11 protein-coding genes are annotated in these 14808 nt (G+C 73.1%); 7 read left to right on the top strand and 4 right to left on the bottom strand.

Translation table 11 applies throughout. From position 1 onward, the window contains the following. Positions 1 to 12 precede the first annotated feature (12 nt). The gene (locus tag ACFUJY_RS15415; protein WP_383298946.1) at positions 13 to 270 is read right to left on the bottom strand and encodes a hypothetical protein; all 258 of its coding nucleotides are present in this window, start codon (positions 268 to 270) and stop codon (positions 13 to 15) included. 214 nt (positions 271 to 484) lie between these two features. Here ACFUJY_RS15415 and speB point away from each other — a divergent pair, with 214 nt between their 5' ends. From speB to ACFUJY_RS15390, 5 genes are all read left to right on the top strand, one after another. Next, a complete protein-coding gene (speB, locus tag ACFUJY_RS15410) occupies positions 485 to 1453 on the top strand; it encodes an agmatinase (protein WP_383298943.1) in 969 nt (322 codons plus the stop codon). Continuing rightward, the gene (locus ACFUJY_RS15405; protein WP_383298940.1) at positions 1450 to 3135 is read left to right on the top strand and encodes a thiamine pyrophosphate-binding protein; all 1686 of its coding nucleotides are present in this window, start codon (positions 1450 to 1452) and stop codon (positions 3133 to 3135) included. The genes speB and ACFUJY_RS15405 overlap by 4 nt, the downstream gene beginning before the upstream one ends. Positions 3136 to 3276: 141 nt before the next feature. Then, positions 3277 to 4257: a serine hydrolase gene (locus ACFUJY_RS15400; RefSeq protein ID WP_383298937.1), complete on the top strand. Its 981-nt coding sequence runs from the start codon at positions 3277 to 3279 to the stop codon at positions 4255 to 4257. A gap of 179 nt (positions 4258 to 4436) precedes the next feature. Beyond that, positions 4437 to 5858 carry a protein kinase gene (locus ACFUJY_RS15395; RefSeq protein WP_383298934.1) on the top strand — a complete coding sequence of 474 codons (1422 nt, stop codon included), beginning with the start codon at positions 4437 to 4439 and terminating at the stop codon, positions 5856 to 5858. Between the two features lie 121 nt (positions 5859 to 5979). Then, on the top strand, positions 5980 to 9747 hold the full coding sequence (locus ACFUJY_RS15390; protein WP_383298931.1) for an ABC transporter ATP-binding protein: 3768 nt from the start codon (positions 5980 to 5982) through the stop codon (positions 9745 to 9747). A gap of 8 nt (positions 9748 to 9755) precedes the next feature. Here the strand turns inward: ACFUJY_RS15390 and ACFUJY_RS15385 are convergent, their stop codons facing one another. Next, complete coding sequence (locus ACFUJY_RS15385) at positions 9756 to 10256, bottom strand: hypothetical protein (RefSeq protein WP_383298928.1); 501 nt, start codon at positions 10254 to 10256, stop codon at positions 9756 to 9758. 185 nt (positions 10257 to 10441) lie between these two features. Between ACFUJY_RS15385 and ACFUJY_RS15380 the strand changes: the two genes are divergently transcribed. Beyond that, positions 10442 to 10858, top strand: coding sequence for a hypothetical protein (locus ACFUJY_RS15380; RefSeq protein WP_383298925.1), 417 nt, complete (start codon positions 10442 to 10444; stop codon positions 10856 to 10858). A 131-nt stretch (positions 10859 to 10989) separates the two neighbouring features. Beyond that, positions 10990 to 12465 (top strand): S28 family serine protease, encoded by a 1476-nt coding sequence (locus ACFUJY_RS15375; protein WP_383298922.1) that lies wholly within the window; start codon positions 10990 to 10992, stop codon positions 12463 to 12465. 38 nt (positions 12466 to 12503) lie between these two features. On the opposite strand, the gene ACFUJY_RS15370 is transcribed toward ACFUJY_RS15375, so the two are convergent. Both ACFUJY_RS15370 and ACFUJY_RS15365 read right to left on the bottom strand, forming a co-directional pair. Continuing rightward, positions 12504 to 12824, bottom strand: a complete 321-nt coding sequence (locus tag ACFUJY_RS15370; RefSeq protein WP_383298920.1) for a hypothetical protein — start codon at positions 12822 to 12824, stop codon at positions 12504 to 12506. A gap of 85 nt (positions 12825 to 12909) precedes the next feature. Further along, positions 12910 to 14766 (bottom strand): glycoside hydrolase family 3 protein, encoded by a 1857-nt coding sequence (locus tag ACFUJY_RS15365; RefSeq protein WP_383298917.1) that lies wholly within the window; start codon positions 14764 to 14766, stop codon positions 12910 to 12912. Positions 14767 to 14808 lie beyond the last annotated feature (42 nt).

The raw sequence follows: 14808 nt of genomic DNA, 5'->3' as shown, positions 1-14808 counted from the left end.
GGGGCCGACCGGTCAGCGGTTGTACTGCTGGTACTGCCGCTGCTGCTTCTCCTGCTCGGCCTTCTGCTCGTCCAGGGTGTGCTGGAGGAAGGACCAGCCGACGCAGCCCGCGCACAGCACGGCGGTGATCGCGATGCCCGCGAACACCTTGCCCAGGCGCTCGTCGGCCGTCCGCCGCGCACGGCCGGTGCCGAACAGGAGCGCGTCGCGCATCCGCCGGCGGCGCACTCCCACCGACTCCAGCAGCTGACTGTCGTAATCCCGTGCCATGCGACCCCCCTTTGCCACTGCAACATATGCCATGGGGCTCCGCGGGGGACAGCTCAGGGTGGCCGGATCAGGGGCGGCGGGGGGTTTCATCCGTTCCGGTGGGTGAGTGGACGAAACGTACACTTCAGTCCGGACCCGCGGCCGCCTAGCGTCGCTTCGGCACACGCGCCGGACGACCCCGGCACCCGCACCCGAGGGAAAGGCACCATCCACCATGAGCAGCAACGACGCGCCGCGCGGCCCCGTCGACTCCTCGCGCGTCCCCCGGTACGCCGGGCCCGCGACGTTCGCCCGGCTGCCCCGCCTGGACGAGGTCGGCGCGGCGGACGTCGCCGTCGTCGGGGTGCCGTTCGACTCGGGTGTCTCCTACCGGCCCGGCGCCCGCTTCGGCGGCAACGCGATCCGTGAGGCGTCGCGCCTGCTGCGCCCCTACAACCCGGCCCAGGACGCCTCGCCGTTCGCCCTGGCGCAGGTCGCCGACGCGGGGGACATCGCGGCCAACCCGTTCAACATCGAGGAGGCCGTGGAGACCGTCGAGGCGGCGGCCGACGAGCTGCTGTCCACGGGCGCCCGGCTGATGACGCTCGGCGGCGACCACACCATCGCGCTGCCGCTGCTGCGGTCCGTCGCCAAGAAGCACGGCCCGGTCGCGCTGCTCCACTTCGACGCCCACCTGGACACCTGGGACACCTACTTCGGCGCCGCCTACACCCACGGCACGCCGTTCCGCCGGGCCGTCGAGGAGGGCGTCCTCGACACCTCGGCGCTCTCCCACGTCGGCACCCGCGGTCCGCTCTACGGCAAGCAGGACCTCACCGACGACGCCAAGATGGGCTTCGGGATCGTCACCTCGGCCGACGTGATGCGGCGCGGCGTGGACGAGATCGCCGACCAGCTGCGCCAGCGCATCGGCGACCGGCCGCTGTACATCTCCATCGACATCGACGTGCTGGACCCGGCGCACGCCCCGGGCACCGGCACCCCCGAGGCCGGCGGCCTCACCTCCCGCGAGCTCCTGGAGATCGTGCGCGGGCTGTCCTCCTGCCACCTGGTCTCCGCCGACCTGGTCGAGGTCGCCCCCGCGTACGATCACGCGGAGATCACCTCCGTCGCCGCCTCGCACACCGCGTACGAGCTGACGACGATCATGACCCGCCAGATCGCGGAGGCCCGGCAGCGTTGAGTCACGACCACCACGACGAGCGGCCCGAGCTCACCCCGGCGCAGATCGAGGCCGCGCTGAACCCCCCGCCCGGGCGGACCGGCGGCGACCTCGTCGTCGAGACGCTGCGCGGACTCGGCGCGACGACGGTCTTCGGGCTGCCCGGACAGCACGCGCTGGCGCTGTTCGACGCGCTGCGCCGCTCGTCGCTGGAGTACGTCGGGCTGCGCGTCGAGAACAACGCGGGGTTCGCGGCCGACGCCTACGGGCGGATCACCGGCGAGGTCGCCCCGCTGTTCCTGTCGACCGGGCCCGGCGCGCTGACCTCGCTCGCCGCGCTCCAGGAGGCCGCTGCCGCCTCCGCGCCCGTCCTCGCGGTGTCCAGCCAGATCCCGGTGCGCGGGCTGGGCGGCGGGCGCCACGGCCATCTGCACGAACTGCGCGACCAGCAGGCGTCGTTCCGGGACGTCGTGAAGTCCGTCCACACCGTGCGCGCCGCCTCGCAGATCCCGTCCGCGATCGCCGCCGCCTGGGAGTCCGCGCTCACGGCCCCGCACGGCCCCGTCTGGGTAGAGATCCCGCAGGACGTGCTGGACGCGGAGACCGCGCTGCCCGTCGTCCTCGCCCCGGACGCCACCCCGCGCGAGCTGCACGCCCGGCCCGAACTCATCGCGGTCGCCGCGCACCTGCTGTCGCACGCGGAGCGCCCGGCGATCGTCGCGGGCGGCGGGGTCGTACGGTCCGACGCCTCCGGGAAGCTGCGGGCGCTCGCCGAGAAGCTCGACGCCCCGGTGGTCACCACGTACGGGGGCAAGGGCGCCTTCCCCTGGGTCCACCCGCTCTCGCTCCGGTCGTGGGTGGAGGACCGGCACGTCACCGACTTCCTGGAGGACGCCGACGTCCTGCTCGTCGTCGGCTCCGGACTCGGCGAACTCTCTTCCAACTACTACACGTTCGCCCCGCGCGGCCGGGTGATCCAGATCGAGGCGGACGCCGGCAAGCTGGAGGCCAACCTCCCCGCGCTCGGTATCCACGCGGACGCCCGCGACGCGCTCGCCGACCTCATCGACGCGGTCGCCCCGCGCGAGGACCCGGCCGCCGCGGACCGGGCCGCCGGAGTGCTCGCCCGGGTCCGGGACCGGATCGCCGGCCAGGGCCGGGACCTGGAGCAGGACCTTCTCGCGGCGATCCGGACCGCCCTGCCCGACGCCTCGCCCAGCTTCTGGGACATGACGATCCTCGGCTACTGGGCCTGGGCCGCGTTCGACGCCCGCCGCCCGAACACCATGCACTCCGCCCAGGGCGCGGGCGGCCTCGGCTACGCGTTCCCGGCGGCGCTCGGCGCGGCGGTGGCCGACCCGACCCGGCCGGTCCTCGCGGTCTCCGGCGACGGCGGCGCGATGTACTCCGTCGCGGAACTGGCCACCGCCCGGCAGTACGACCTGCCGGTGACCTGGCTGATCGTGGACGACGGCGGCTACGGCATCCTGCGCGAGTACCTGACCGGTGCCTTCGGCGAGACCACCGCCACGGAGCTGGCCCGCCCGGACTTCACGGCCCTCGCCGCGTCCTTCGGCGTCCCCGCCGTCCGTACGGGCCCCGAAACGCTCGCCGCCGACCTGGCCGAGGCGCTCGGGCGGCCGGGGCCCTCGGTCGTCGTCCTCCCGGTCCACCTGACGATGTTCGAGCCGACGCATCTGTGAGCCCGCGCACCCGTAGATCGACAGACCTGTAACAGGCCCCCGCCGGCCCTGTGGGACGTACAACCTTCCGGCTCCCCGCGAGTCATCTCTTGCGGGCGTGCCGGGGGGCCGTCCGCAGGAACCGTTCAGGGGGAACGCACCATGACCACGTCCCGTACCACCGGGCGCACCCGCGCCGCGCTCTGTGCCGCCGTCGCCGCCGGGGTCCTCGCCCCAGTCGCCCTCGCCGCGGCGCCCGCGTCCGCCGCGACCGCGAAGGTGAGCTGCACCTCCGGGCGGGCCGGGCTCGCCGCCCAGCTGACCAAGGACATCACCGCCGCGCTCAAGGGCCGCAAGTCCACCGTCGCGCTCGCGCTCTACGACCGGTCCACCGACACCACGTGCACGCTGCGCGCGACGAGCACGTACGACTCGGCGAGCGTCGTGAAGGCGACCGTGCTGGCCATGCTCCTGTGGGACAACGCCAAGCACAACCGCCACCTCACCCAGCGCGAGATCGACCTCAGCACCAAGATGATCACCAAGTCGGACAACGACGCGACCACCAGCCTGTGGAAGCAGCTCGGCGTCAGCAAGGTCAACGCCTTCCTCAAGGCGGCCGGGATGACCCACACCGTGCCCGGTTCCGGCGGCTACTGGGGCCTGACGCAGATAACCGCCCAGGACGAGCAGCGGCTGCTGACCCTGCTGACCTCGAAGAACTCCGTGCTCACCGACAGCGCCCGTTCCTACGAGCTGGGGCTGATGAAGAAGGTCGTCCCCGCGCAGCGCTGGGGCACCCCGGCAGGGGCCGTGACCGGGACCACCGTCCAGGTCAAGAACGGCTGGCTGCCGCGCTCCACGCACGGCTGGCGGGTCCACAGCATCGGCGCCTTCACGGGCAACGGCCACGACTACGGGCTGACCGTGCTCACCCAGGACAACAAGACGATGAACGACGGCGTCGACACCATCCAGGCCGTCGCCCGGGTCGTCCACAAGGACCTCAACCCGCGCATCATGCACGGCCCCAGGGTCCTCTCCGCCCCGGCCGCCCCGGCCGTCCCCGTCGCCCCGCAGGAAGCCGTCCCGCCGGTCCCGGAGGCGCCCGCCGGCCGGATGCTCACCGCCGAGCCGCGGTAGCCGGACCCGGGGCCCCGTCCCGCTCGGGCCCGACTCCCACCGGACCCGAGCGGGGGCCGACAGCCGACTACCGCAATCGGCAGGGCTGCACGCGGTTCTTCCGGGTACGCGGCGTCTCAAGGAGCGTCGCGTCCGGATCACCGACTGGCGTAAGCCCCCCCAACGCGGTAGGAGAGGGAATGAGGCTTCGCGAATCTGCCCAGGCCACGGCTCCCCGGCTTCACGCCGAGGTGCTCAGCGGCCGGTACCGTCTTGACGAGCCTCTCGGTTCGGGGGGTGCGGCGGACGTCCACCGGGGCTTCGACCTGAGGATGAGACGACCGGTGGCGGTCAAGGTCTTCCGGACCGACACCTCCCTCGACGCCGAGGAGAGCTGGCGCGGCGAAGCGGAGATCCTGGCTCGGCTGCACCACCCCGGACTGGTCACCGCCTTTGACGCCGGGCACCACGACGGACGCGCCTTCCTGGTCATGCAGCTGATCGAAGGCACCACGCTGAAGAACCACATCGCCGAGGGGCCGCTGTCCCCCGACGCCGCCGCGGCACTCGGAGCCGGCCTCGCCGAGGCGCTGGCCCACGCACACGAGGCCGGCATCGTCCACCGCGACGTCAAGCCGTCCAACATCCTCCTGGATTCCGCCCACCGCCCGTACCTGGCCGACTTCGGCATATCCAGGCCCCTGGACGCCACGACCCGGACGGTGGCCGACACCCTCGTGGGGACCGCCGCCTACCTGTCCCCCGAGCAGGTGCTCGGCCGGCCCGTGGGGCGGCCCGCCGACATCTACGCCCTCGGCCTGGTGCTCCTCGAATGCCTCACCGGCAGGCTGGAGTACGGCGGCGGCCCCGTCGAGGCCGCGATCGCACGGCTGCACCGCCCACCCGCCCTGCCGCTCGACGCGCCGGAGGAGTTCCGCGCTCTGCTCGGCCGGATGACGGCCAAGGAGGACGAGGCCCGCCCGACGGCCCGCGACTGCGCCCGCGCCCTGACGGAGATGGCGGGGGACGTGGAGCCCACGTCCACGCCCGCGTCCGTGCCTCCGCCGCGCGCCGGGGACGACGATGCCCGCCCCGCCCGAGGACGCACCGCCATGGCCGGCGGGGGCGTCGCCCTCGCCGCCGTCGCGGCGGTCGTACTGGCCGTCACGGGCAGCTCCGCCCCGACCGACGCCGGCCCGGGCGCGCCCCGGACCTCAGCCACTCCCACGGCCGGCAGCCATGCCCGTAACGGCGGAGGCGAGCGCGCGACGACCCGCACACCGCCACCGGCGGCACGGCCCACCGGCCCGCACGCCCCGGCCGGCCCCCGCCGGACCGCGGACACGCCCCCGCCCGGCACCCCCGCCGCCTCGTCCGGTACGCCCCGCGCCTTCGCTCCCGCCACCGGCTCGGACGACCCGGCGGACACGGCGGCGCCCACGCGGAGTGCGGAGCCCACCCCCTCGACCACCTCTCCCACCACACCGGCCACACCGAGTGAAGAGACCCCGACGGCGTCGGCCACACCGAGCGGCACGGCGACCGGGTCCCCCCGGCCACGGCCCGGCCGGGGCGAGAAGACCGGAACGGCCCGGGGCGGGGAAGGCGGCAGCGACGGCTGAACGCGGCCGGCCGGAGGGAAGAGGCCTGGGCCGCAGCTCCCGTATTCGTCGCGGAGGGATGAAATCCGCAGCACACCGCGTTGGAGCCTTCCGTCGGATCAGGTCGAACGGGAGGCACCGGGTGGCGGACGCACGGGAGACGGAACGCGGGCAGCGAGGCGGCTGGGCGCGGAGACTGAGCGGGTACGCCTGGCGCTACCGGCGCAACGTCCTGCTGGCGCTCGGCTCCTCGCTCGCGGGTATGGCCGTGATGGCCCTCGTCCCCCTGATCACCAAGGTGATCATCGACGACGTGGTCGTCGGCCACACCCGCTCGCTCGCCGTGTGGACCGGCCTGCTGATCGTGGCGGCCGTCCTCGTCTACGCCGCCACCTACATCCGCCGCTACTACGGCGGCCGGCTCGCCCTCGACGTCCAGCACGACCTGCGGACCGGCATGTACGGGACGATCACCCGGCTCGACGGCAGGCGCCAGGACGAACTGTCCACCGGCCAGGTCGTCGGACGCGCCACCAGCGACCTCCAGCTCATCCAGAGCCTGCTCTTCATGCTCCCGATGACCATCGGGAACGTGCTCCTGTTCCTGATCTCCCTGGTCATCATGGCCTGGCTGTCGCCGCTGCTGACGCTCGTCGCCGTCGCCGTCGCCCCCGCCCTCTGGTACATCGCCCGCCGCTCCCGCGCCCGCCTCTTCCCCGCCACCTGGTACGCCCAGTCGCAGGCGGCCGCCGTCGCCGGCGTCGTGGACGGAGCCGTCTCCGGCGTCCGCGTCGTCAAGGGCTTCGGGCAGGAGGAGCAGGAGACCGGCAAGCTGCGCGAGGTCGGCCGCAGGCTGTTCGCCGGCCGGCTGCGCACCATCCGGCTGAACTCCCGCTACACCCCCGCCCTCCAGGCCGTGCCCGCCCTCGGCCAGGTCGCGATGCTGGCCCTCGGCGGCTGGCTGGCCACCCGGGGCGAGATCACCCTCGGCACGTTCGTCGCGTTCTCCACGTACCTCGCGCAGCTCGTCGGCCCGGTCCGGATGCTCGCCATGGTCCTCACCGTCGGCCAGCAGGCCCGCGCCGGCGTCGAACGCGTGCTGGAGCTCATCGACACCGAGCCCTCCATCGAGGACGGCACCAAGGAGCTGCCCGCCGACGCCCCGGCGAGCGTCGAGTTCGAGGACGTGCGGTTCGGCTACGCCAGTGACAAGGACCTTGGAGGCGGAGCCGAGGCCCGCCGCCCCGTCCTCGACGGCTTCTCGCTCACCATCGAACCCGGCGAGACCGTCGCCGTCGTCGGCGCCTCCGGCAGCGGCAAGTCCACCGTGTCGCTGCTCCTGCCGCGCTTCTACGACGTGACGCACGGCGCGGTCCTCGTCGGCGGCCACGACGTGCGGGAACTGACCCTGGACTCGCTGCGCGCCGCGATCGGGCTCGTCCCGGAGGACAGCTTCCTGTTCTCCGACACCGTCCGCGCCAACATCGCGTACGGCCTGCCCGGCGCCACCGACGAGCAGATCGAACAGGCCGCCCGCTCCGCCCAGGCCCACCGCTTCATCGCCGAGCTGCCGAACGGCTACGACACCAAGGTCGGCGAGCACGGACTCACCCTCTCCGGCGGCCAGCGCCAGCGCATCGCCCTCGCCCGCGCCATCCTCACCGACCCCCGCCTGCTGCTCCTGGACGACGCCACCTCAGCCGTGGACGCCCGCGTTGAGCACGAGATCCACGAGGCCCTGCGCCAGGTGATGGCCGGCCGCACGACGCTGCTCATCGCCCACCGCCGCTCCACCCTGAACCTGGCGGACCGCATCGCCGTCCTCGACGACGGCCGCCTCGCCGACCTCGGCACCCACGAGGAACTGGAGCGCCGCTGCGCCCTCTACCGGCGCCTGCTCACCGACCCCGACGAGCTGGGCGCCCCCTCACCAGGCCATCGCCCGGCCGCCGCCCCCGAGGACCCGCAGGGGGAGCGCGCGCTCCAAGAGGAGATCGACGCCGCATTCGACGCCGAACGCGGCATCACGCCCGCGCTGTGGGTGCGCCGGGAGCAGGAGCGGTCCACCGACACGGCGGGCACGCCCGCCACGCCCGAACTGCTCGCCCAGGTGGACGCCCTGCCCCCGGCGAACGACACCCCGGACGTGGACGAGGCCCGCGCCGTGCACCCCGAGGACTCCTACGGGCTGCGCCGGCTGCTGCGCGGCTTCGGGCTGCCGCTCCTGGTGAGCCTCGGCCTGGTCGCCGTGGACGCCGGGGCCGGGCTGCTGCTCCCGGTGCTGATCCGGAACGGCATCGACGACGGGGTCACCCAGCTCGCGCTGGGCGCGGTCTGGACGGCTTCCGCGTTCGCCCTGGTCGTCGTGCTCGTGCAGTGGGCGGCCCAGGTCGGCGAGACCCGGATGACCGGCCGCACCGGTGAGCGGGTGCTGTACGCGCTGCGGCTGAAGATCTTCGCCCAGCTCCAGCGCCTGGGGCTCGACTACTACGAGCGCGAGCTGACCGGCCGCATCATGACCCGGATGACGACGGACGTGGACGCGCTGTCCACGTTCCTCCAGACCGGCCTGGTCACCGCCTTCGTCTCCGTCGTCACCTTCCTCGGCATCATGGTCGCGCTGCTGGTCCTCGACGTGGAGCTGGCCCTGGTCGTCTTCGCGACCCTGCCCGTCCTCGTCGTCGGGACCGTCTTCTTCCGCCGCAAGAGCGTCAAGGCGTACGAGCTGGCCCGGGAGCGGATCAGCGTCGTCAACGCGGACCTCCAGGAGTCCGTCGCCGGCCTCCGCATCGTGCAGGCGTTCCGGCGCGAGCGGGACGGGGCCGACGCGTTCGCGGCCCGCAGCGACGAGTACCGCGAGGCGCGGGTGCGCGGGCAGTGGCTGATCTCCGTCTACTTCCCGTTCGTCCAGCTGTTGTCGTCGGTGGCCGCGGCGGCCGTGCTGATCGTCGGCGCCCACCGGGTGGACGACGCCACGCTCACCGCGGGCGCGCTGGTCGCCTACCTGCTCTACATCGACCTGTTCTTCGCGCCCGTCCAGCAGCTCTCCCAGGTCTTCGACGGCTACCAGCAGGCCGCCGTCTCCCTCGGCCGCATCCAGGAACTCCTGCGCGAGCCCGCCTCCACCACCGACCGCGACGACCCGCGGCGCGTCCGCGAACTGCGCGGCGAGATCGCCTTCGAGGACGTGTCGTTCGCCTACGGGGACGAGGAGGCGGCCCTCCGGGGCGTCGACCTGCGCATCCCGGCCGGGCAGACCGTCGCCTTCGTCGGGGAGACCGGGGCCGGGAAGTCCACCCTGGTCAAGCTGGTCGCCCGGTACTACGACCCGACGGAGGGCCGGATCACGGTCGACGGCGCCGACCTGCGCGACCTCGGGCTCACCGCGTACCGGCGCCGGCTCGGAGTCGTCCCGCAGGAGGCGTACCTCTTCGCCGGGACCGTGCGCGACGCCATCGCCTACGGGCGGCCGGACGCCACCGACGCGGAGGTGGAGGCGGCCGCCAGGGCGGTCGGGGCGCACGACATGATCGCCACGCTGGACGGCGGCTACCTCCACGAGGTCGCCGAGCGGGGCCGCAACCTCTCGGCCGGACAGCGCCAGCTGATCGCGCTCGCCCGCGCCGAGCTGGTCGACCCGGACATCCTGCTCCTGGACGAGGCGACCGCCTCGCTCGACCTGGCCAGCGAGGCGCAGGTCAACCAGGCGACCGACCGGCTCGCGGGCCGCCGCACCACGCTCGTCGTCGCGCACCGGCTGACCACCGCCGCCCGCGCGGACCGGGTCGTAGTGATGGACCACGGCCGGGTCGTGGAGGACGGCACCCACGACGAACTCCTCGCCCGCGACGGGCACTACGCGGTGCTGTGGCGCACGTTCATAGGGGAGGACGAGCCGGCCGGGGTGTGAGCCAGGGCCTATTCCCCGTCGCGGATCGCCGAGATCTTCCCGGTCGCGAGGTCGGAGCGCACGGTCAGGTAGGTGTACGCGGGGTCCTCGGGCGATCCCCAGGTGAGCCGGACCGTGGACCAGGTGTGTCCGGCGCCGCTGTGGCCCGGGGTGACCCGGTGCTCCACCGGGACGTCCTGGGCGAGGAGCACGCCGTCCGCGTGGTGCGCCGCCTCCCAGTCGGCCAGGCGGGCGCGCAGCCCCGGAGTGAGGTAGAAGCCGCGCAGCGCGGTGGCGAGGTCCCCGCCGTCCTCGGCGGCCACCGCGTCGACGTACGCGCTGTAGAAGTCGTCCACCAGCCGGGATTCCCGGGTCGACGTCTCGTCCCGGACCGTCGCCCCGGCGGATGCCTCGCGCGGGGCGGCCGTGGCGGCGGGCACGGCGACGGGCACGGCGACGGCGGCGGCGAGGAGCGTGGAGGCGAGCAGCGCACGTCCGGCGGTGCGCCGCGCGGAGCGGGTACGGGTCATGACGGTTCCTGCCTTTCATGGTGGTCTGTCCTGTCCGGGTCCATGGTGGGCCGCTGCCGCCCCCGCGGGTGCCGGGCCCGCCGGATGCAACCTCCGGATGGCCTCCCGCGTCGTACGCAGGTACAGGCATATGCGCCCAGGTGTCGGGTAGAGGCGCGGATGTTCGATGAAGCGATGGGGCGGCTGTGACCAGAGGGACCGAAGGACATGCCTGGGGCGCGCGGCGCGGGCTCCGCCGCCATGCCGTGCTCCTTGCCCTGGCCACCTCCCTCGCACTGGTGACCGGCGGGGCGGTCGCGGGGAGCGCGGACGCCGCCTCGGTGTGCGCGGGCCGCCCGAAGAAGACGGTCACGTTCGCCACGGGGGAGATCCGCGTCTACAAGTCGCGTGCCTATGCCTGCGTCACCGCCGTCGCCTCCCGGCCCGGCAAGCGCCGCCCCATGGCCGTGACCATCCAGCCGCGCGGCGGCCTCCCCGTCACGGACAGCGGCCGCTACACCCAGCGGGCGGGCCCGGTGACCGTCCACGCGCTGAACCGGTGCGTGCGGGTCTCCGGAAAGATCGCGGGCAAGGGCACCGGCACGGGCTGGATTCTCTGCTGACCGGGTGAGACCTCCCGGTCCCCGGCAACGGGGTCTGGTGGTGCGCGTGTCGCCCCGCTAGGTTCACCGCGTCAGCTGTGGACCAAGAGGCGTCTCGCGGGACTCCGCAGACGGCTCAGGGGAGGACACGCATGCGCAAGGCGCTCAGAGGAATCCTGTCGCTCGCGGTGCTCATCGGCACGGTGAGTGCGACGGGTGCCTCGGCCGGGGCGGCCACCGCCGCCGAACCGGCCCCGCTCGGCACCGCCGTGAACGACGGCGGAACGAGCACGGACATCAAGGACCGCATCCTGGCCATCCCAGGCATGAGTCTCATCCAGGAGAAGCCCTACGCGGGCTACCGTTACTTCGTCCTCAACTACACCCAGCCGGTCGACCACCGCCACCCGTCCAAGGGAACGTTCCAGCAGCGGATCACCCTGCTGCACAAGGACACCTCCCGCCCCACGGTCTTCTACACCGGCGGCTACAACGTCTCGACCAACCCCAGCCGCTCCGAGCCCACCCGGATCATCGACGGCAACCAGGTCTCGCTGGAGTACCGGTACTTCACCCCGTCGCGCCCCTCGCCCGCCGACTGGTCCAAGCTCGACATCTGGCAGGCGGCCAGCGACCAGCACCGCGTCTTCACCGCGCTCAAGCGGATCTACTCCGAGAACTGGCTGACCACCGGCGGCTCCAAGGGCGGCATGACCGCCACGTACTACGAGCGCTTCTACCCGAAGGACATGGACGGCGTCGTCGCCTATGTCGCCCCCAACGACGTGGTGAACAAGGAGGACTCGGCGTACGACCGGTTCTTCGCGAAGGTCGGCACCAAGGAGTGCCGCGACAAGCTCGGCGGCGTCCAGCGCGAGGCCCTGATCCGCCGCGCACCGCTGGAGGAGAAGTACGCGCGGTACGCCGCCGACAACGGCTACACCTTCGACACCGTCGGCTCGCTGGACCGGGCGTACGAGGCCGTCGTCATGGACTACGTGTGGGCGTTCTGGCAGTACAGCCTGCTCGCCGACTGCGACACCCTGCCGGCCGACGCGAAGAAGGCCACCGACCAGGAGATCTGGAACTCGGTCGACGCCATCTCCGGCTTCTCCGCCTACACCGACCAGGGCCTGGCCAACTACACGCCGTACTACTACCAGGCGGGCACCCAGCTCGGTTCGCCCGACATCAAGCAGCCCTGGCTGGGGAATCTGAGCCGCTACGGCTACCAGCCGCCGCGCAACTTCGTGCCGCGCTCCATCCCGATGAGGTTCCAGCCCTCCGTGATGCGCGACGTCGACACCTGGGTGAGGCACCACGCCACCCACATGCTGTACGTCTACGGCGAGAACGACCCGTGGGGCGCCGAGCGCTTCCGGCTCGGGGCGGGCGCCCGTGACAGCTACGTGTTCACCGTGCCCGGCGGGAACCACGGCTCGAACGTCGCGGGCCTCGCGCCCTCGGAGAACGCCACGGCCACCGCCGCGATCCTGCGCTGGGCGGGCGTCGCCCCGGCCGCCGTGCAGCAGGACGAGTCCAAGGCGAAGCCGCTCGCGAAGTTCGACGCGCGGCTCGACAACAAGGAGCTGACGACCGACCACCGCCTCGGCGTCCGGCGTCCGTAGGACACGGAACGGCCCCCGCCGAACGCCTCCGGCGCGGGTCAGGCCGTCGTCGTACGCAGCCGGGTGAGCGCGACCGCCTGGCTCACGGCGAACAGCGCGATGTCCACGGCCACGGACAGGATCACCAGCACCGAGAGCACGGGGACGGCGGCCACCGCCAGCGCGGCGACGAGCAGGGTCGCCGCGATGTTGGCGGTCAGCACGATCCGCAGCGCACGCGGCTGCGGCAGTTTCACCCGCATCCACTCCACCGCACCCGCCCACCCGACGACCGCTGCCCCTGCCGCGACGATCAGCGGCAGGGGCAGCGGGACGGCGGAAGCGGTCGCGGGCGCGGTCAGGGCCACGACGGACCCCATGACCAGGCAGTACAAAGCATCGAGGCGGAGACTGAGCGTTCCTAACCGCTGTGGCTTCATGCTGCCGAGTCTAGGCCGACCGGGCTCAGTACTTCAGCCCGTACCCCACCGGGTACAGCACCTGCGACGGGTCGTCCGCCCGCTGTACCGGCACCGGAAGCTTCCCCTCCGGCCGGACCCGGCCCGCGATCACCCGGGCCGCCGCGCGCAGTTCGACATCGGTCCAGGAGTACGCGGCCAGGTGCGCCCTGTGCCCCGTGTCCGCCAGCCGCGCGATGTCGTACGGATTGCGGATGGCGACCGTGATCACCGGTACGCCGGTCGCGGCCAGCGCGCTGACCAGCGTCCGCTGCGAGCTGGTCGCCGAGACGTTGTACGTCCCCACCACCACCGCGTCCTTGCCCCGCGCCGCCGCCACCGCCGCGTCGATGGCCGCCTTCGTGGGCGCGGTCCCGGTGGACAGCGCGGTCGCCGCGAAGCCCAGCTCGTCGAACGCCTCGGCCAGCGTCTTCGTCGGCGGTCCCGTGGTGCCCGACGGCGAGGCCGGGTCGGCGCCCACCACCAGCAGGTTCCGGTGCGAGCGGCGCGACAGCGGCAGCAGCCGGCCCTCGTTGGCCAGCAGGGTCGTCGTGCGCTCGGCGATCCGGTCGGCGGCGGCCAGGTGCGCCCGGGTGCCGACCGTACGGTCCACCCCGTGCCCGGAGACGAACGGCCGGTCGAAGAGCCCCAGCTTCGTCTTCAGGCGCAGGATGCGCAGGATCGATTCGTCGAGCCGGGCCTCACTGACCTCGCCGCTCTTCACGGCCGCCAGCAGCGCGTTCCACGAGACGTCCAGGCTCGGCGGGTTCAGCAGCTGGTCCACCCCCGCCTGGAGCGCGAGCACCGGCACCCGCTCGTCCCCGTACTTCGTGCGCACGCCCTGCATGCCGAGCGAGTCGGTGACCACGACCCCGTCGTAGCCCAGCTCCTCGCGCAGGATGCCGGTGAGGATCGGCTTCGACAGGGTCGCCGGGTCCTCGGCCGGGTCGAGCGCGGGCACCACGATGTGCGCGGTCATGATCGAGTCGATCCCCGCCGCGACGGCCGCCCGGAACGGGGGCGCGTCCAGCTCCGCCCACTGCTCCCGGGTGTGGCCGATGACCGGCAGGCCGGTGTGGCTGTCGGTGCTCGTGTCGCCGTGGCCCGGGAAGTGCTTGGCCGTGGAGGCGATTCCGGCGCTCTGATACCCCTTCACCTGCGCGGCGACCATCCCGGCCACGGACTGCGGGTCGGAGCCGAAGGAGCGGACGCCGATGACCGGGTTGGCCGGGTTCACGTTGACGTCGGCGTCCGGCGCGTAGTTCTGGTTGATGCCGAGCGCCGCCAGCTCGGCGCCCGCGATCTGCCCGGCCCTGCGGGCGTCGGAGCGCGAACCGCCCGCGCCCAGCGCCATCGCGCCCGGCATCAGCGTGGCCGGTTCGCCGACGCGGCAGACGATGCCGTGCTCCTGGTCGGTGGAGATCAGCAGCGGGATGCGGGACGGGCCCGCGAGCCCCGCGCGCTGGATGCCGTTGGAGAGCTCGGCGATCTGGTGCGGGTCGCGGGTGTTGTGGGCCCAGGCGAAGTAGATGATCCCGCCGACGTGGTACTTGGCGATCATCTCGGCGGCCGTACGCACCCCGATCTCGGCGAGATTGGAGTCGATGTCGGCCTGGTCGGGGTCGGTGGCGGAGTGCCCGTAGACCCGCATGACGAAGAGCTGGCCGACCTTCTCCTCCAGGCTCATCCGGGAGATGAGCCGCTTCAGCCGCCGGGTCGTGGCGGCGGAGGTGTGACCGCTGTGCGCGGTGCCGGTGCCCTGGGCGGCAGAGGCCCCCGGGGCGGTCGCCATGCCCGCTGCCGCCGCGACGGCGGTGGCGGCGGTGGCGGTGAGGAGGGTGCGTCTGGAGGTGCGGTGGTGCACGTGAGCTCCTTCGGCCGTTCTCGGTGACGAGGGGGTGAAAGA

This window comes from Streptomyces sp. NPDC057249 (assembly GCF_042669245.1).
Classification (GTDB): Bacteria; Actinomycetota; Actinomycetes; order Streptomycetales; family Streptomycetaceae; genus Streptomyces.
This window is presented reverse-complemented; position numbering and strand designations above follow the sequence as displayed.